Source organism: Enterocloster sp. HCN-30185 (genome assembly GCF_037890305.1).
In the GTDB taxonomy this organism is placed as follows: domain Bacteria; phylum Bacillota; class Clostridia; order Lachnospirales; family Lachnospiraceae; genus Enterocloster.
On sequence record NZ_JBBKBT010000019.1, the window covers coordinates 1 to 18,139 of the forward strand.

Below are 18,139 nucleotides of genomic sequence, written 5' to 3' on the forward strand. Positions count from 1 at the left end.
TCATGTCCAGTTCATCATCTTCCCAGAAATCCAGCCAACAGTCCCGCATTTTTCTCCATATATTCTTCATATCCGTACCCTCTAATAAGCCACAAGCTAATATCTTATAGTCTAACAGAAGCTATTGAAAACGGCAATCATATTATAGTCTTAAAGAGTACAAAATGATAACTGATAGCTAATAAACAGATAGGTGGGACTATGGAAAAGAACGGATTAGGAAAGCGTATCAACGCAGTAAGGAAAGACCGGGGCTTAACTGCTGACCGTCTTTCGGAAATGTGCAATATCAACGCTACTTATCTCCGGCAGATTGAGGGCGGCGTAAAAATGCCCAGCCTGTCGGTATTCATAGACATTTGCAAGGCTCTGAAAATCTCGCCTGATTATCTTCTACAAGACGAACTGGAAGAAAACGAAATCAGTACTATCCGGGAAATAGAAGCACTCTGGAAAGATACTTCTCCCAGCAAACAGGAGCTTGCATTTGCCATGATAAAAGCGGTGTTGGAGTATAAGGAATAACAGAACAGCCAGCCGGAATCGGCTGGCTGAATCTCTTTCATGGATAAGTTTATCTGTCCGATAAACTGAAAGTTAGCGATTTCTTTTTCCGGTATTCTCTGTCCCACGGATTTCCTCATGATAGAAATAATCTACGATCACCGGATGTCCCTGCGGGACTCTGCCATAAGGCATTTCATTATCCACAAAGGCACAATCATACTTCTTAGCCATTTCCTCAGCTTTTACTTCAAGCGCTTCAAAGTAGCTGCGGTTATGCTTGTTATAGATCTCATCGTAAAGCGGTACAAGGTCAGGATATTTTCCGGCGATATAATCCATAACCGTCTTCTTGAAGCCGCCCCGAAGATTGAGGTTTTCGAGCCAGAACAGATCACACTGATCCTTTACCCGCTCAAAGATGGCTTCAAAATCCGTGATACCGGGGAATACCGGAGATACGAAACAGACTGTACGGATACCTGCATCATATACTTGCTTCATAGCAGCGATGCGCCGCTCAATGCTCGAAGCAGAGTCCATATCGTTCTTGAAATTTTCATCCAGTGTGTTGATCGACCATGAAACGGTCACTCGTCCAAGCTTCTTCAGCAGATCAATATCCCTTACCACAAGATCAGACTTTGTGCAGATCAGAATATCTGCGTCACTGCCAATCAACTGCTCCAGAAGTTTTCTGGTATTCCCGAATTGCTCCTCCTGTGGATTGTAGCCATCCGTCACAGAACCAATGACCACCCGCTGTCCGGCATATTTCTTCGGATTTTTAATTTCCGGCCAATGCTTCACATCAAGGAAAGTACCCCATTCCTCCGTGTGTCCGGTAAAGCGCTTCATAAAAGAAGCATAGCAATACTTGCAGGCATGTGTACAGCCTACATAGGGATTGACCGAGTAACCGCCTACCGGCAGACTGGACTTGGTCATGATGTTCTTTGTTTCCACCTCACGAATGAGGATTCCATTTATTACTTCTGCCATGATCTCTGTACCTCTAACACTTTATTAAATTCTTCCGGCATTTCCTGAATCATATTTTCATCCCCTATGATAGGGACAAGGTCTTCCTTCATAAACACCGGAATGCCGAGCGTATGTGCCTGGTCTGTCAAAGACCATGCCCACTCCGGCTCCGTATGAATCTTCCTGCTCTGAGCCCCGGTCATAGTTCCGACAACGATCCAGTTGATTCCGGAAAGGTCAACTGTACCGGGATCGTCGAATAACGGTTCAAAGGTAACATGGTAATGCTTTGCTCTGATGTTTTTCCGAAGGGCGTCGATACGCCACAGTTCGGCTTTTCTCGTCACCGTAACGCCAAACCATGCGTTTTCCAGATCGGTATCAAAATCCAGCAGATCGGGGCGCTTGGTAAGAAACAAGAACTGATGCTGTGGATTTTCATAGATCTTTGCAAATACCTCGTCTCTCCATTCCGGCTTCCATCCGGAGAGATCACTCATGCCGGTAAGAAGAAAGTTTTGCGGACGTTTCTTTTCCATCATCTTGAGCTTACCCGGAAAGAACTCAGGATCAGCGAAGTCATCGATCATATGCCAGCGTTTCACATTGTTGCGGGCATAGCAATATGTACACCCCACTGTGCAGCCGATGACGATATTCATGTTCTGAATCTGATCTTTGATACAAATACTCATGACTTCTGCCACTCCTCAAGATTCTTTCTGATGCGGTCGAGGCATTCCTCAAACTGGGTAATTTCTTCCTTTGAAAAACCTTTGTAGTAAATATTGCCCATCTCATCAGATACAGAATCATACTCGCCCTTTAAGGTATGTGCTTTCTCAGTCAGAAACAGGAGTGTTTTCCTTTTGTCCGTTTCAGACTGAACACGGCTTATCAGCCCTTGATTTTCCATTCTTTCCAGCATCGTAGTAAGAGATGTTATCGCTAATCCGCATTTAGTCGAGAGTGACCTGATTGAGATACCATCCTCCTGCCACAGCACATAAAGAATACGTCCCTGGGCTCCATTAAACGCATCAATATTCTTTTCACTGAGAATCTTCTCGAAAATCCGGTCTCCAAGCTGTTTTATTTTGGTGACAAGAAATCCTCCATTCATTTCCATGCAAAAGCTCCTATATAGTAGTTTATTAAAAACATACTATATAGGAGCTTTATTGTCAAGAGTTTATATGTCTTAATAGGTAAATTCCGTTTTTTTCAATTCTCCAAACTGTGATTGTTCGATCTTTTCAAATACTAACGTCCTTAATTCTGTTCAATAATTGATTTATAGTAGTTACCAAAGTCAGCAAGTGAATTAACAATTGGAAGCATTTTTGTTCCGAGTTCCGTTAAGCCGTATTCAACTCTCGGTGGCTGCTCATGGTAATCGTGGCGATATGCCAGCCCATCACTCATCATTTGTCTTAAACTATCTGTTAAAACCTTTTGTGAAATACCATCTATACTTCGTTGTAGCTCATTGAATCTCCATGGACGCTCTTTCAAGTTACGCAAAATCAGCAGTTTCCATTTTCCTCCGATAAGAGATACTGCTGTTGCAACCGGGCATTCCGGTAATTCTTCTTTTGCTCGCATAATTCTCACCTCCGAGTCTATTGTAACACATTCATTTTTGAGTGTACAGTTACAAAAAGGTGCGTACTTGTTTTTGTATGTGTCTCACACTATACTAATACCAAGCAACCAGAAACTACAAATTAACTATGGAGGTATTATTATGGCAAATTACACAAAAACAACTATTGGAAAGGAAAACCGAATTGAGCTACATGAAAAGTTGTCTTTAACAGGTGCAGAAATCAGTTTAAACGAACTACCTGCAGGAGCAAATGTCCCATTTGTTCATTCTCATAAAGAAAATGAAGAAATCTATGGAATTCTTTCAGGTAACGGCAAAGCCATAATTGATGGAGAAGAAATTAGCCTTTCAACTGGAGACTGGCTAAAAATCGCACCTGCTGCAAAGCGTCAGTTTTTTGCATCCGATATTTCTGGAATTACTTATATCTGCATTCAGGTAAAAGAAAATTCTCTGGAACATTTTACAGCAGAGGATGCCGTAATCGGCTAATTAAAAGTATTTATTTACAAAAATGCACAGTTCACGATAAGCTAAGAACTGTGCATTTCTTTTTTGTTCAATATTACGTTTTCTCAATTTTTCAAACAAGAATTTTCAAATTAGTCTTTGCAAATAACCTTTGAACCTTCACCATCAATTACAATTCCCTGACGGTTGTTAATTGGGCATAGATTCAAATCCGAAAATTCAGTCATTATTTTCTCAGTAACTTTCTTAAATGGTGCTGTAAGATAATGCGGAAGAACATAGAAATCAATCAAATCAAGCCCTGCATCATCTTCTTGTGAGTAGTCCTCCGGCTTTTCATCCATTTGCTGGATATATTGGATGCTTGGAGCGCATATAATTGCGCCTGCCGACTCGCCGATCATCAATTTTCCATTTGCCAATTCCTTTTTCAGCAGCCCATCAGTTCCCGTTTTACGGAGACGGTCCATAAGAAAAAAAGAATTTCCGCCGGTAAAATATATCACATTTGCATCTTCAAAAACAGACTGTATCGTTGAATAAGCCTCCGTTGAAATATCAATTTCAGTTACGATTGCTCCCAACTTTTTGAATAATTTTCGAGCCGAGCCGACATAACCGGTGTAGCCTTCACGCAGCGAAGCTGTTGGAATAAATGCGACTTTCTTATTTTCAATTTCTTCCTTTATCAGACTTCCTACACTTGAAAAATGCGAACATAAAAATAGTTTCATCAATATTCTCCTTTATAAATTCAAGTTTGTCATAATCATTCTACCATATCGTTATGAATAAATCATCTCATGCAAAATAATTTCTTCTGCCCGGTTATTGATGTTATTACATCGTTGTACCCATTCCATTTGACAGGTACGCTTTAATTCCTCTGTCACGCCCTCGGTAGCTTTCATCTGCTCCATGATAGTGTCTAATCGTTCCTGTGCCTGTTCGTTCAGGTCTGCAAGGTATGTCCATAACTCCCCGGTCAGTGTCAATGTGTTCAATTTGACTGGGTGGACTTCTCTTAAATATTCCCGGTGCATCCGTCCGTACTTTCCGATAGGGCGGTGTTCCTCCGGCAGATTCAAATCTGGGATGTAGTAATCTTCAATCAAAGTGTAATGCAGCCCATTCTTTTCATCGTAAATGTTTTTCTTCAATTCACTCATATTTTTAATCTCCTCATTCTGGCTTGTTTTTTGCAAGTCTGACTCTCCAGAAATATTGGTAAATCATTGGTAAATTTGAGAGTTGAACACAAGAACTACTATTTATAGAAGTATTTAAGACGATTTAAGACTTTTTATTCTGAACAGTAAATCCTGCCGTGGCAAATAAATAACACTCTGACATATCGTTTCATATCCTGGTATAACCTCGTTTTTCCTTGTATTCTCTACATTTCAAAGCATTTGCCCTAATACTATATGTAGGCATAGTATAGCATATCTTCGCATATCTAGGCCAGCAAAAAAAGTAAATTCACAGGTAAATTCTCTGTCCATATGGATTTCAAGCAAAAAAAGATTCCGGACTATGCCATCCGGAACCATTTTCCTGCCTGTTCTTTTTCGTTGATCTCCTTCATTGCCTCCAGCCGGTCTACTTCTCTTTTGGCGTCCACCAGACCCAGATTGGTATACACATTCATCGTTACTTCAATCGAACTATGCCCCATCAGATATTGCAGCGTTTTCGGACTAATACCGCTCTTCGCCATATTCGTACAGTAGGTATGGCGGCAGATATGTGGGGTAATCTTCGGCAGCTTCCTTTTATTCTCTTTGTTGTGCTTCTCAACTGCACGCTGGAAACGCTTTTCCCACTGATACGATACCATTGCCTTTCCCCGTCTGTCCAGAAACAAAAATCCACTGTATCCGTCTATGATCTGCTCCACCTTTGGGGCTTTCCGGTTCGCAAGCACCCTCTGAAATGCTTCATAAACCTCTTCCGTCATCGGCAGGATTCTTGTCCCTGCATTGGTCTTGGTTTCTTCGATGTACTTTCCTTTATGACCTGTGGTTTGCAACTGATGGTTGATATTGATTGTACGCTCTTTCATATCAATGTCTCTCAATGTCAGTCCGCTCAGCTCTGAAACTCGAAGTCCGGTTTTAAACAGGATAAACCTCCCGTCATAGCACTCACGATAGGTCTCGTCATTCTTCACAAAGTCCAGAAATCTTTTCTCCACGCTTGGCTCCACTGCATCCCGTTTACTGGAATCATTGATTAAGACCTCCTTTAACTCAAAGTCAAACGGGTTCTTTCTGATGAAATCGCTCTCTGCCGCCAGTGCAAATGCCGGACGAAGCACACCACGAATCGAATGAATGCTGCTGTATCCTTTTCCTTTTTTCTGTAAGCCTACAATCCATTCTTTGGCATCCAATACCCGAACCGTGTCAATCCGTTTTTCTCCAAACGGGTCTTTTTTCAGAAAGTTCACTACGGTACGGTAGCCGTTCTGGATCGTTGGGCGTACCCCGTTTTTCGTATTCAGGTATTTTTCTACCAGCTCCAGAACGCTCAGATCTCCACCACGGTACAGAATCCCGTTCCTCTCGTTTTCCCTAAGCTCCCTGATTTTTTCCCTGAGGGAGAGATCCGTTCTCTTGCCGGATGGAACCCTGTCATGGGGTTCCAGTTTCCAGCTGTATATATAACTCACTTTTCTGGTCAGCGGATCCCTATATGTATACATATAACGCCCATCTGCTCTCTGCTGTTCTCCGTCACGCAGAATCCGTCCTCTATTATCCTTTCGTTTCTCACTTACTGCCATTGTTCTGTCCCCTTTCGTAATCCCTTATACACAGCTTGCAGCGTCCATAAACTGCTCAAACTTCACTCTCTTAATCAGTACCTTTGTCCCATTATTCAGTATAAAATCCTCCTGTGGCTGCTCCTGTATAATCTGACGGAGCTTCTTTTCTCCCAGATTGAAATACTCGCTCGCCTCTCGGATCGTCAGGCTGTATTTATGCCACAGCGGCACTCTTTTCTCGTTATCCATACACATTTCCTTTCTGTCTGGGAGGGTAACGCTGACCCTCCCCGTCTGTCTATTGCCATTCTTCACAAATCTTTCTGCTAGTTTTTATTCGCTTTGCTGACTTCCGTACTCATTCGGATATAAGATCTTGCCTGAGGAGGAAGCTCATAGTTAACCCAGATAAACTCCTCTCCAATGCCTTTTTTCTTTTGATTGGAACAGGATTGTACCAGATCCGCCAGTTTATAACGCTTCCATCTATATTCCAAGAGCCTGTCATACAAATCTCCGCCCTTTTTTTCACTGTCATAGTAGCCGCAGAGCATAATCTTGCACTTCGCTTCCTGCATGTACTCTAACATCTGGATATGTTCCTTCTCTCCCATTTCATTGTCATAAATCTTTTTGTTGCCTCGCAGGTTCAGAAGATAGGGTGGGTCTGCAAACACAAAAGCATCCTCCTTGTCTTTTGCCTCTCGTATCAGCTCCACACCGTCCTGACAACGAATGTCTACTCCCTGATACCGCTCGGTCACAATGGGGAGCTTCCAGTCTATCATACTGGGAAAATATCTCCCCAGATAAGGCTGATAAAACTCTCCCATTCCGTTGTAGGATAATACGATCCTGAGATACTTACACATCGCCCATTCGATATCATCCTGCGCCTTTCCTTCATTCAGGATTCTTTTCGCCTTCAGAAATGCTTCCTCGTTCAGTTCCTGATGTCTCAACCGCCTTCTCAGTTCTCGGCTTTTTTCCAGATCGGACAACACCTTATGTAACATATACAGGTCTCTGCTGTACTCGCTCACAGTCTCATGCCGGCATCTCTTTTTATTGATCAGCACCGCCCCTGAGCCGAAAAACGGTTCATAATAAGAAGTATGCTTTGGGAATAAATGATACAGCGTATCCACCACACGAAATTTTCCACCTGTCCACGGTACTAAGCTAATCTTCATCTTATGCTGCCTTCCTTTCTGTACCAGTGCTGTCCTCTGCGGATTTCTGCTCCCCATAGGAAACCTCTCCAGCCAGTAAACAGATTCCTCTGACTCCTTTTGCATTTTTCTTATAATCATTCCGTCCGTCATTGCATTTTAAATATCCACGCATCTTAAACTCCTGCACGATTTGCCGATAACTCAAGAAGTTAAATCCTTATGAATGTCAGCCGGATAAACTCCAAACCGTTCCAGCACGCCGTTCTTATATTTCAGCCTGTCAACCGGATTTCTTATTTTCTATCAGCATTTTCATTTTTGTACTGAACCGCCACGCTTCTCTCATTTCAGAAAGCTATTGTCCACAAAATTTACAGGCAGACGATAGAGCAAGGACATCAAACAGGAACCGGACTGCTAAGCCACTTTTCTCCATTACTCAATCCAACACAAGCTATCTATGGAACATTCATCCTCTTCCAATCCCTTAATGCCTATCCTCTTTGCTCTTTGCGTCATTGGATTCAAAAGCCAACACAGAACCAATGCTATCCCGATATTTTTCCATCACGCCTATACACCAACCAGAACCATGCCGGACACAGCGTTTTTTCCTTATTTTCTTACTTCAACCCCCTTGAAATAAGAAAGATTTCAAACCATTTTCATACAAAGGCTTTTTAACCCCGGAAAATCCCTCGTTTTCGCCCGATTTTCTCAAAAAAAATCCCCATAACACCTTATTCAAATAATTTGTAAGATTTTTTATATTTCAATAAGATTTTTCAGACCTTGACGGTTCCTCAAAAATCAAAACAAGCCAGACCTTGATTCTCCTCCAAGCCTGACCCGTTTTGATTTCATCCGTCCAGATAAACGGTTCTATCTTTACTCCATGCGTTCCTTTTCACAAATGCCCTCTTTCTCCAACAGCTCTCTCTTATATTTATAAAAGGTATTCCGACTGACTCCAGCTAATTTCATGCACTCTTTATCATTCAGATTGCCGTCAAAGCTTCGGGAATGCTTTTTTATCAGCTCTTTGGCTTCTACGCTCTTCTTCGTTTCAAGCTTCGCACCCTTAACCTGTCCAATCTGTTTTCCATTCAGCCGTGCCGTTTCGATTCCCTCTTTCGTTCTTTGCCGTAAATCCATAACCTCTTTTTCTGACTGCTCAAATGCAATCCGGATCTGATCCTTCGCCACTTCCAGCAGATACCGTTTCACAGCCTCCAGAAGAATATCTGCTTTCTCTCCGGTCATTTGAATGTCAGGATTCATATTTCTACGATAAACATCTGTATTGATATGCGGCTCTTTTAAGAACACAAGATTTACACCACGGTTAAACAGCTCTTCATACAGTTCAAAGCCTTCCTTCGCATTTCTGCTCATTCGGGAAACACTGTCAAACACAATCGTATCGTCAGCCTTTACACGCCGGACAATTCCCTTCAGACGCTTCCGGTCTTTATAGTTTGTACCAGTAAACACTTCCTGTATCACAACCGCCTCTGGGTATGCCCCCTTAATATTCCGGATCTGTCTCTCAATGTTCTGCCTCGGCGATGAAATACGAGCATATCCATAAATCATATGTATCAACTTCTTTTCATAAATGAAATAAAATATACCCATTTATAAAAAGAATCCGGAAAATCAGTTCCAGCGGATTGCAGCAATGTTTCTTCCTTTTACCGACTTGCTGGCATTTTCTCTCAAACTGCTACAACTGTCGCAGATCTGGAGACCGCCTGACTTACTACTTATTTTTCCCTCTATAAAACCAACTTTCGCACCTCGAACCCCATACCATCAGAATCGCTACTTTTTCAAACTTCGCCCCGTCTCTCAACCCATCTCCCACCACATACCTATCCGTTTTTTTCTCTCTCTTTTATTTTGACAAGCCAGAAGCGCAACGCACCCTAAATTTTCCGGTACTGCCAACCTTTTAGAAATTTCCACGCCATACTCCGATTTCCAAGCAGAATCCGACTTGTTTTTTAGTTCGGGATTTTATTTGTCTCCTTCTTATATTTTCCAACAACTGCTCCTATTTGTTTTACAGCCTGTCAGGTTCTCATATGCACCCATAAACCCACTCATATGCTGTCTGCATTTTCATTTTCCACGCTCCAACTCAATTTCTTAGAAGCTGCCACCAGCACACAGAAACGCTGCATCCCCCTAAACCAAAAGACAGGCGAGACTTTATGTCCCACCTGACTATCTATGCTTTATTTTCTTTTTGCTTCTGCTTCTCTCTGGCTATCCTGTCCTGTTCTCTCTGGATCAGCTTTCTTTCAAGCTCTTCTGGAACTTTCTGTCCCCTCGTAATAAATAGATATGCTTCTTCTTTATCTTTGTCATAACTGGATTCTGTATCATCCGTCATATAAAGGTTAATCCCCAACCGCAAAGCATACTGCTTCATTTGCTCATGCCTTTCAATCTCTTTTGGTTTTCTAATCTGAGAACGGTCAACCGTCCTCGTAGGGGACAACTGAATCAACCTGTCTATTTCCTTTAAATGCACATCTATTCCCTTTAATTCTTTGACATTCATCATTTTTTAGGTGCCCCTTTCTTATATATTATATGATATTCACTGATTATTTTCAGCATATCATTGATTGCTCTAGTTCCATTATTTATTATGCCCTTTTCCAGATATTCATTCGCCAATCTGGCATAATCGCCTATGAACCGTTCACATTCCGATTTATAAGTTCTTTCTATCCTATTTTCACATAATCTGGAAAAGAAGGATTCGTGAGAATGTATATTACACCATTTTTATCACTCATATACTTTTTCTCCATTTATCATTTTTTCAAAGTGTAATTTCTGCTTATCGCCAAAGTGTCAATTTGATACTTTAGAATGAACTTTTGAACCTTTAGAATTACTTTTAATACACAATCCTAAAATAATCCAGATACGCTTTATATTTATCCTGTGCGGTCAGGCAGGTATCTGTCAGATAACCTTTCTCATTGTTCCATTCTTTCAATCCACGATAATAGAACATTTTCAGATTATCTTCGATAATGAACGGAACGATATTATATTTCAGGCATTCCTTAAACATAATCAATCTGCCCACACGGCCATTGCCATCCTGGAACGGATGGATTCGTTCAAACTTCACATGAAAATCCAGAATATCCTCAAATGTCTTTTCTTCTTTTCCGTTGTACTCAGTCAACAGAGCTTTCATTTTATCGGCAACTTCTTCCGGAAGTGCTGTTTCCATTCCGCCAACTTCGTTCGGCATCTTTTTATAATCGCCTACAGCAAACCAATCTTTTCTAAAATCACTTGTGCCTGTTTTAAGTGTGTTGTGCAATTCTTTAATAAACTTTTCGGTAAGTGCACCTTTTGCATTATCAATAATCATATCAATGCAACGGAAGTGATTTGCTGTTTCAATCACATCATCCACATTCAGCACTTCTTTTTCTACACCGATGGTGTTGGTTTCAAAGATATATCTGGTCTGGTCATGGGTCAGACTGCTGCCTTCGATATGATTGGAATTATATGTTAAATCAATCTGTGTTTTATGGTAAATGCCTCCGGAATACTTGCTTACCTTCTGCTCCTTCAGAATATCCAGTAAGGTAATCGGCTGCTCTTTCTTTTTATTGGAACGCTCCGGCTTTTCTGCATTTTCAGGAATATTCCAGGTCTTGCCGGTAAGAAACGCACCGTCTACTCGCCCATGAGCGCAGTAATTTCGAACGCTTCGTTCCGACACATTCCATTTTTTCGCTATTTCATTAACTGAACGATATTGCATCCATATTCCTCCACTTTTCTAACGCTTAATCAAGTTAATCCTTTATGTCCGTCAAATTTTCCATCTTAAACACATAATACCCTTCATAGTAATAACTGTGATCGATGCCCTTCATATAAATTTCTCGATCATTTACATTATTCGTAAGTGCATTTTTCAGAAGAAACTTTATTTCAATATCTTTGATAGGACTTCGCTCCATGGCAAGCAGATAATCCACTTTATCCACCTTGCTCCAGTCAACCACATAGCCGATTTCTTTTTTCAACATCAGGTCAAGCCATATTCTCGTACTTCTCCCATTTCCCTCTCGGAACGGATGAGCCACGTTCATTTCAACATATTTTTCGACAATTTCATCAAAAGTTGACTGTGGCATTTTGTCTATACTCTGTAACGCTGCTTCCAAATACATCAGAGGAGCAAATCTAAAATTTCCTTTTGAAATATTAACCTTTCGTAATTTACCGGCAAAATCATAAATCTCATCAAAAAGATATTGATGGATCATCGCGAGACTTTTATAAGTACCTAGTTCTAATGTCTCAAAAAAGCCACTTTCAAACATTTCAAGCGCTTTTTGCTTACTGATTTTTTCTTCCATTCTTGCTAATTCTGTAGAATCTGTAATACCTAATTTATTTTCAAGCATAGTTTACCTCACATTCTTCATGCGATCACTTTTCCAGTCACGAATCTATCTTTATAAGTATACCATAATATCGGCAACAAATCTATTTTATTATGAAATATCTTACTTTTATTTTGCCGCATTTAATAGTTCTTTTTCCTCTTAACGCAAAAATGGCAAAGTTCTTATCGACAACACTTCACCATCAGATGTTGGTAAATAAAATATCCTATAAATAAGAAAGACCCACCGGGTTGCGCATGAAAATCAGAGGCGTGGTGGGTTCTGTTAAGTTTAACATACAGTTTTTGAAGTTACTGTCAATATTTCTTTTCAAAAAAAACGATAACTCTCCATCCGCACCGAATATCTACACAAAAAAAGCCCAACAGAAATTCCTTTCCGTCAGGCTGTCTTTCCTATACACATCTATTTGATCATACTGCTGTCAACCTCTTTTTCTCCTACTCCTCCATATTCAAAAGCGTAATAATGATCTGGTCGGCTCCCACCTCTGTTTTCCGTTTCACAATATCCTCAATCTGAGCCCTCTGCGGATCTGTGATCGAGGGGGCATTGATCACTACATCTACTTTTTCATCTGCAATGCTTACTACCGGATCGGAGAAGCCTTTTGCCATGAGAAGGGTCTCCGCAGCATTTTCCTTTTCTGAAATCTCTGTCAGGCGGATCATATCCTGAATGGCCTGCTGCTTGGCTGCTTCATCAATGGAGGTACTGTTGATCAGGCTCATCAGGGTTTCCTTATTTCTGGCTCGAACCTGCTCCCTGCTTAACTGAACTCCTGCTATGTAATCCGCCACGCTCATGCCGCTGGTAAGCACTGCCTCTCCGGGATTTTCAATCCCTGCGGGGGCATCCTGTGCATCTCCGGCTTCTGAAACAGCATCCTGTCCGCCTTTCTCTGCCAGAGCCAGCTGCTCTGTCTCCGCTTCCATGTTCTCTCCGGCCTCGGCCAGCTGCTCTGCCGCTTCTGCCCCGACTTCTTCTTTCTGAGCCAGGCCTTCACTGGGGAGTGCTTCCTCCACCTGATCCGAATCCTGATCCAGACTTCCGATCTCCAAAAGGTCATCACCGGCGGCCTTATTTTCCGCCAGCAGATCTTCATCGGAAATATCCATCATCCCGGCTTCATAGATATTGCCTGCTGCGGCAAGATCGCGTTTTCCTGCATAATTGAGATATCCTGCCGCAGCAATCATTACAGCCAGTGTGGTGATAATAATCTGGTTTCTGCGGAACAGCCGTTTCATTTTTACATCCTTCATATGTGCTGTGACCTGTTTTACCTGTTTCATGTTCCTGATCTTCATGTCCTGCACTCCTTTTTTATTCCACCCTCTTTAATACTTTAATCTTATGTGCCGGAAGCCCCAATAATGCTTCCATTGCCTGGGAAATTTCAGAACAGACCTCCGGACTCCCTCCTCCGTCGGCGCTGACGACGATTCCTGAAATTTCAGGACATAATTCCTTTTCCACCACTGGTCCGTTTGACCCGCCTCCGGACTGAGGCAGGACTGTGCTTTCCTCCGACTGGCTCTCTGTAATCTCACGGCTTCCGCCTGCAGAGTCCGTTTCCTTTGTCACCGTGCTGCTGCCGGAACGATCCACCCTGAGTACCTTCTGGCCTGTGGATTTTAACACTACCATTACATCCACCTGTCCAACCCCCTCTACAGACCGTAACAGTTCTCGTATCCGCTTTTCCAAACGTTCTTCATAAGAGCGCGAAGAAAAAGAGCTGCTGATATCCCATGAAACCAAACTGTGTTCTTCCGTCCCCGCTGCCTGTTCTCCGCTCTTCGGCCGATCTTCTTTTACAGTCTTTTTCTCTCCTCCCGGAACGGATAAAAGCATGAGAAATACACCTGCAAGCAGAAACAGCAGCCATTTTTCCCTAGTCATTTTTCCATTTAATTTTAACAGCTTCTCCTTCCAGCCCATAATACGTTTCTACCTTTCCTTTTAGCGTCTCTGCCGCCTGCTTCTCCCTTTCTGAAAGCTCCTGCTTCACACCCTCCTTATCCTCTCTTTTCTCCCCCGCCCCGATTTCAATGCGGCCGATACTCACCGGACGTTCTTCTGATATAGGGGATAAAAGCATCTGCCCGGCTGCCCGGATATTTTCCCGTCCAGAACCTTCCTGTCCGGCCCCCTCTTGTGCGAAACCTTCCTGTTCAAAAAAATCTTCCCCCGATACTTCAATCTCAATTGCCAAAATCTTCCCGTAGGAGGAACTTTCCTTATTTTCCTCCATCTGTACGCTTACCTGAGAGCAGACAATTCCCTGTGCCTTAACCAATGCTGTTATCTCCTTTTCCACATTTTCCCTGTACTGCCCCGTTATGCCTGCCAGACGCTTTTCCTCCATTCCAAAAATTTCTTTTTTAAGCTCCCGTGACTCCTGTCTGAACGTAAACTGATCAAACAGACTGCTTACCTGTTTTTCCCAATCCCCCAATGAGCCAAAAGGCCCCAATACAACAAGCACAAGAACCAGCCCTCCAAATAAACGCAGATATCGTCCATAGGAGCTTCCGGCCAAAAGGTGCTCTGCCAGTGAAAGAAAGACCATATAGTAAATAATATTTCTGGCCCAGCCTAAAAGAGCCTCCGCCATAACCCCTCCCTTTTATCTCTGCTTCCCCTCCTTCTATGCCGTCCTGTCAGGCAGACAGATAGGCCACATCCGCTGCCTTGCAGGTAACAGCAATGGCGATCACAAACAGAAGCAGAGAATATAAAACAATCTTCAGCAGCAGCCTGTGTCCCCTGGAAACACCGATCACACAGGAAACCATTCTCTTATCACACACCGGCTGCATGATGGCTCCTGCCGCCTGATAGAACAGTGCAAGTGTAAGAAGCTTTGCCGCCGGAAGAAAAGCAATGAGTGCCAAAACTGTCACACCTGCGGCTCCCATGGTATTTTTGATCAATACACCTGAACCTAATACCATCCGGGCCGCCGCTCCTGCACCGGCTCCCAGCCCCGGAACGGCCTCTGCCAGCTTTAAAAGGCCGGAACGTCCTACACTGTCTGCATAGGGCAGAACCATGGCTTCCAGCACATGGAGGCCCAAGATCAGACCAAACATGGTTTTTATGCCCCATTCCACTGCCTGTTCTGTCAAAGAGGTCATTTTCGACAGCAGCGGCTCCTTCATCACATGGCTTCCCAAAACCAGAAGCACATAAACTCTGACTCCGGTAAGAAATACGCTCTTTGACAGCCACTGAACACAAAAGACAGCCGCCATCATAGCCTCATACATACAGATTCCCGTTATGCTCCCCCCTGAAAATGACACTGCCATAAAGTAAGCCGGTATCAGCACACCCATAAACTCCAGAATCCGGTCCAAAACCTCTGCCGCAATGGAAAGACTTGTCAGAAAACTGCCTGCCAGACAGGCAAACAGCAAAAGGTATGCCACATAAAATCCGGTATCTGAGATCTGCCCGTTTTTAAAAACAGAAGCCGCCCCGGAAAACATGGCTCCAAGAAGACCAATAGCCGCTGCCTGAGTCAAAAGCCCGGCTCCTTCCCTTACCTGTGAAAATAAAAGCTGTCCGAATCCCTCTTTTATGGCTGTTCCCAGCGCTCCCAGATTCCCTGACGCAAAAGCCTTCATCAGATCCGTAAATAAAAGATCCACTGTTCCGTTTTTTCCTCCCAACGATCGATCAAGATACTTCTGCAGCTGCTCCAGCTCCTCTGAAATCCCCATATCATGAGCAGCCTGTCCAATCTCCATTTCTTCACTTGTCTCTTTATTATTTTCAAAATTTTCCTTTTCATAAAAAGCGCCCGCCGTTATCGTGCTCCCTCTGCCGCTTATCCACAGAGCCATCAAAAAAACTATCAGTTTTATACCGATTCGTCCATATTTTACTGCCTTTCTTCCCTGTGCCATAGCAGCTCTCCCTCCCCGATCCAGCAAAATCACAGTATTCTGCCATACTATCCCATAAACTGATCCAGTATTTCAAAGAGAGCCAAAAAAACAGGCATACTTACCCCAAGAATAGACAGCTTTCCGAAAATCTCGATCTGATTTCCCAAAGCGCTGTAGCCCGCATCCTTACAGATTCCGGAGGCAAACTCAGCCACATATGTGATCCCAACCATTTTCAGAAGAGCACCCAGATAGGCCGGATCAATTTTGATATATCCTTCCAGACGTCTCATGGCATCTAAAATCACCTCCAGACGTCCGGTACCGCAGATCATAAAGAGTATCTGTGCTCCCAGCACCATATAAAGGGCATACTCTGCCCGGACTCCCTTCAGCCATACGGCAAGAAGGACTGCCGTTATACCGGCGGCCCCTATGGTAAGAATACTCATGGCTCCTCCTACAGCAAAAACAAACGTTTCATGGTTTCAAACAGATCATATATGTAGGGAACCATCCAGAACAGTACCAGAACCAGACCTGCCAGACTGGTGAGAAATGCCTGCTCATCCCGGCCGCTGTGCTTTAGTACCTGGCAGATTACAGACACCAGGATTCCCACAGCCGCAATGCGGAAAATCAGATTTACATCCATCGTTTCTCCCCTTTCCTCCGTCGCAGCTAATACATCAGAATCACTAAAAGCAGGCTTCCCATCATTCCCAGAGCTGTACTCAGACGGCATCTTTCCCTCATCTCCCCCCGCAGACGGCTGATAGAAAGCTCCAGCTGCTCCAGATAAAGAAGCAGCGTCCGTTCCTGCATGTCCACATCCAGGTATCCCAAACGTCCACCCAGACCGGCAAGCTGCTTTATATCTTTTTCGTCCAGAATTTCCCCTTGAGGCCCCTTTTTTATAAGCTCCACCTGTTTCTCCCATATTTTAGAAAATGTTTCCTCCCGGCTTGCGGCAATCTCCCTGGCCGCTCCTGTAAATAAACGGCCCAAGAATCCATTTTCCCGCCGTCCTACCCGCTCCAGAGCCTCCTCCAGCGGAGCTCTGCTGTATGTGATCTCACCCTTTAAGCCAAAAATCATCTGTCTAAGCGTTTCCAGAGCCTCCAGTCTGGCCCTCCATCTCCAGGCCATCCACATTCCCCAGCCAGTACCGGAAAACAGTACCAGCCCAATTCCGGCCCATTTTATAACCATGCTCCCTCCTCCTTTACAGGAGCCTTCCTGCCCCATCGTACACAGCACAGATATGACCTGCTCCCCCGGCCTGATCCAGAAAAATCAGGCGTTTAAAGGTTCCTTCCTTAAACAGTTCCCCTACCCCCGGCCGTTTTTCTACTTCTTTCAGGGATACACCGTGAACCGCAGCTGCTAACCCGCAGCCGCAGCTTCGGATATATTCCACAGCCCGTATATCCTCTTTTCCGCCAATCTCATCCACTGCTATTACTGCCGGAGCCATGGAGCGGATCAGCATCATCATCCCCTGGCTCTTGGGACAGCCATCCAGAATGTCCGTTCTCATTCCAAGATCATTTTGGGGGACTCCCTGAAAGCAGGCCCCCAGTTCCGAGCGCTCATCCACCACGCCGACTGTGATTCCAAAGAGACGCCTTCCCGTGCTTTTCTCCCGACAGCCGTTGGACAGCTGACGGATGATGTCCCGAAGAAGGGTCGTTTTTCCGCATCCCGGCGGCGATACGATTACCGTATTTAAAAAAAGCCCATTTTCACATAAAAGAGGCATGATCTGATCCGCGCATCCCTTTACCTCATGAGCGACGCGGACATTTAAAGAGGAGATAGATTTTAAGACTCCCACCTCTCTCTGGTTCAGCACCGTTCTTCCTGCCACACCGATCCGGTGTCCGCCACGGACGGTAAAAAATCCCTGGCGCAGCTCCTCCTGAGCCGCATACAGGGAAAAACCTCCCATGATCTCTGCAGTCTCCCGGATCTGTCGCTCTGTAAGCGTAAAAAGGCCCTTCTGATTGTCCGGCTCCAGTTCCACCGGCTCTCCTTTTTCTGTAAATCCATATTCCCTGTTTCCATACATCAAAAGCACCGGACGGCCCGCCCGCAGCCGTATCTCCCTCATGGATTCAAAATCCAGAGAACAGCTCTCAATAAACTCCCGCAAGGTTCCCGGAAATAAAACCGCGATTTCTTCTCTCTTTCCCATACCATCTCTCCCTTTATCTCAAATATATGAAACAGGCCTGTTTTTATGACAGAATCACTCTGCCGTAAAA

24 protein-coding genes are annotated in these 18,139 nt (G+C 43.8%); 2 read left to right on the top strand and 22 right to left on the bottom strand.

The features are described 5' to 3' along the window. The first annotated feature begins 201 nt into the window (after nucleotides 1–201). Nucleotides 202–525 carry a helix-turn-helix domain-containing protein gene (locus tag WKT10_RS14595; protein WP_022273167.1) on the top strand — a complete coding sequence of 108 codons (324 nt, stop codon included), beginning with the start codon at nucleotides 202–204 and terminating at the stop codon, nucleotides 523–525. 72 nt (nucleotides 526–597) lie between these two features. Here the strand turns inward: WKT10_RS14595 and WKT10_RS14600 are convergent, their stop codons facing one another. From WKT10_RS14600 to WKT10_RS14615, 4 genes are all read right to left on the bottom strand, one after another. Next, nucleotides 598–1,506: a radical SAM mobile pair protein B gene (locus WKT10_RS14600; protein WP_227178508.1), complete on the bottom strand. Its 909-nt coding sequence runs from the start codon at nucleotides 1,504–1,506 to the stop codon at nucleotides 598–600. Then, on the bottom strand, nucleotides 1,494–2,183 hold the full coding sequence (locus tag WKT10_RS14605; RefSeq protein ID WP_117576421.1) for a radical SAM mobile pair protein A: 690 nt from the start codon (nucleotides 2,181–2,183) through the stop codon (nucleotides 1,494–1,496). Before WKT10_RS14605 ends, WKT10_RS14600 begins: the two co-directional genes overlap by 13 nt. Then, the gene (locus tag WKT10_RS14610) at nucleotides 2,180–2,617 is read right to left on the bottom strand and encodes a radical SAM mobile pair system MarR family transcriptional regulator (RefSeq protein ID WP_117576420.1); all 438 of its coding nucleotides are present in this window, start codon (nucleotides 2,615–2,617) and stop codon (nucleotides 2,180–2,182) included. The genes WKT10_RS14605 and WKT10_RS14610 overlap by 4 nt, the downstream gene beginning before the upstream one ends. Nucleotides 2,618–2,760: 143 nt before the next feature. After that, on the bottom strand, nucleotides 2,761–3,093 hold the full coding sequence (locus tag WKT10_RS14615) for a winged helix-turn-helix transcriptional regulator (RefSeq protein ID WP_008373705.1): 333 nt from the start codon (nucleotides 3,091–3,093) through the stop codon (nucleotides 2,761–2,763). A 142-nt stretch (nucleotides 3,094–3,235) separates the two neighbouring features. Between WKT10_RS14615 and WKT10_RS14620 the strand changes: the two genes are divergently transcribed. Next, complete coding sequence (locus WKT10_RS14620; RefSeq protein WP_004614173.1) at nucleotides 3,236–3,589, top strand: cupin domain-containing protein; 354 nt, start codon at nucleotides 3,236–3,238, stop codon at nucleotides 3,587–3,589. Between the two features lie 110 nt (nucleotides 3,590–3,699). Here the strand turns inward: WKT10_RS14620 and WKT10_RS14625 are convergent, their stop codons facing one another. From WKT10_RS14625 to spoIIIAA, 18 genes are all read right to left on the bottom strand, one after another. Further along, nucleotides 3,700–4,302 carry a Type 1 glutamine amidotransferase-like domain-containing protein gene (locus WKT10_RS14625; RefSeq protein WP_117576419.1) on the bottom strand — a complete coding sequence of 201 codons (603 nt, stop codon included), beginning with the start codon at nucleotides 4,300–4,302 and terminating at the stop codon, nucleotides 3,700–3,702. 51 nt (nucleotides 4,303–4,353) lie between these two features. Continuing rightward, nucleotides 4,354–4,737 carry a TnpV protein gene (locus tag WKT10_RS14630; protein ID WP_340277933.1) on the bottom strand — a complete coding sequence of 128 codons (384 nt, stop codon included), beginning with the start codon at nucleotides 4,735–4,737 and terminating at the stop codon, nucleotides 4,354–4,356. Nucleotides 4,738–5,102: 365 nt separating this feature from the next. Continuing rightward, nucleotides 5,103–6,356: a tyrosine-type recombinase/integrase gene (locus WKT10_RS14635; protein ID WP_340277934.1), complete on the bottom strand. Its 1,254-nt coding sequence runs from the start codon at nucleotides 6,354–6,356 to the stop codon at nucleotides 5,103–5,105. A gap of 24 nt (nucleotides 6,357–6,380) precedes the next feature. Next, a complete protein-coding gene (locus WKT10_RS14640; protein ID WP_066543888.1) occupies nucleotides 6,381–6,587 on the bottom strand; it encodes an excisionase in 207 nt (68 codons plus the stop codon). 77 nt (nucleotides 6,588–6,664) lie between these two features. Next, nucleotides 6,665–7,531 (bottom strand): DNA adenine methylase, encoded by an 867-nt coding sequence (locus tag WKT10_RS14645; protein ID WP_340277935.1) that lies wholly within the window; start codon nucleotides 7,529–7,531, stop codon nucleotides 6,665–6,667. 1 nt (nucleotide 7,532) lies between these two features. Continuing rightward, the gene (locus tag WKT10_RS14650) at nucleotides 7,533–7,685 is read right to left on the bottom strand and encodes a hypothetical protein (RefSeq protein WP_177272388.1); all 153 of its coding nucleotides are present in this window, start codon (nucleotides 7,683–7,685) and stop codon (nucleotides 7,533–7,535) included. Between the two features lie 716 nt (nucleotides 7,686–8,401). Next, the gene (locus tag WKT10_RS14655; RefSeq protein ID WP_340277936.1) at nucleotides 8,402–9,109 is read right to left on the bottom strand and encodes a recombinase family protein; all 708 of its coding nucleotides are present in this window, start codon (nucleotides 9,107–9,109) and stop codon (nucleotides 8,402–8,404) included. A gap of 637 nt (nucleotides 9,110–9,746) precedes the next feature. Next, a complete protein-coding gene (locus WKT10_RS14660; RefSeq protein WP_340277937.1) occupies nucleotides 9,747–10,085 on the bottom strand; it encodes a hypothetical protein in 339 nt (112 codons plus the stop codon). Between the two features lie 342 nt (nucleotides 10,086–10,427). Next, the gene (locus WKT10_RS14665; RefSeq protein ID WP_340277939.1) at nucleotides 10,428–11,318 is read right to left on the bottom strand and encodes a Fic family protein; all 891 of its coding nucleotides are present in this window, start codon (nucleotides 11,316–11,318) and stop codon (nucleotides 10,428–10,430) included. Nucleotides 11,319–11,352: 34 nt separating this feature from the next. After that, the gene (gene fic / locus WKT10_RS14670; protein ID WP_340277940.1) at nucleotides 11,353–11,970 is read right to left on the bottom strand and encodes a protein adenylyltransferase Fic; all 618 of its coding nucleotides are present in this window, start codon (nucleotides 11,968–11,970) and stop codon (nucleotides 11,353–11,355) included. 443 nt (nucleotides 11,971–12,413) lie between these two features. Then, the gene (locus tag WKT10_RS14675; RefSeq protein WP_337433164.1) at nucleotides 12,414–13,283 is read right to left on the bottom strand and encodes a SpoIIIAH-like family protein; all 870 of its coding nucleotides are present in this window, start codon (nucleotides 13,281–13,283) and stop codon (nucleotides 12,414–12,416) included. A gap of 16 nt (nucleotides 13,284–13,299) precedes the next feature. After that, the gene (locus tag WKT10_RS14680) at nucleotides 13,300–13,917 is read right to left on the bottom strand and encodes a stage III sporulation protein AG (RefSeq protein ID WP_317439564.1); all 618 of its coding nucleotides are present in this window, start codon (nucleotides 13,915–13,917) and stop codon (nucleotides 13,300–13,302) included. Continuing rightward, nucleotides 13,871–14,593, bottom strand: coding sequence for a stage III sporulation protein AF (locus tag WKT10_RS14685; protein WP_066543824.1), 723 nt, complete (start codon nucleotides 14,591–14,593; stop codon nucleotides 13,871–13,873). The genes WKT10_RS14680 and WKT10_RS14685 overlap by 47 nt, the downstream gene beginning before the upstream one ends. A gap of 46 nt (nucleotides 14,594–14,639) precedes the next feature. Further along, entirely contained in the window at nucleotides 14,640–15,890 is a 1,251-nt protein-coding gene (locus WKT10_RS14690; RefSeq protein ID WP_337433167.1) for a stage III sporulation protein AE, read from the bottom strand. 47 nt (nucleotides 15,891–15,937) lie between these two features. Then, on the bottom strand, nucleotides 15,938–16,324 hold the full coding sequence (locus WKT10_RS14695) for a stage III sporulation AC/AD family protein (protein ID WP_066543819.1): 387 nt from the start codon (nucleotides 16,322–16,324) through the stop codon (nucleotides 15,938–15,940). Between the two features lie 8 nt (nucleotides 16,325–16,332). Then, nucleotides 16,333–16,527 (bottom strand): stage III sporulation protein AC, encoded by a 195-nt coding sequence (spoIIIAC, locus tag WKT10_RS14700; protein WP_066543817.1) that lies wholly within the window; start codon nucleotides 16,525–16,527, stop codon nucleotides 16,333–16,335. A gap of 26 nt (nucleotides 16,528–16,553) precedes the next feature. Next, a complete protein-coding gene (locus WKT10_RS14705; protein ID WP_337433168.1) occupies nucleotides 16,554–17,084 on the bottom strand; it encodes a stage III sporulation protein AB in 531 nt (176 codons plus the stop codon). 13 nt (nucleotides 17,085–17,097) lie between these two features. Then, entirely contained in the window at nucleotides 17,098–18,069 is a 972-nt protein-coding gene (spoIIIAA, locus tag WKT10_RS14710; protein WP_066543812.1) for a stage III sporulation protein AA, read from the bottom strand. Between the last annotated feature and the right edge of the window lie 70 nt (nucleotides 18,070–18,139).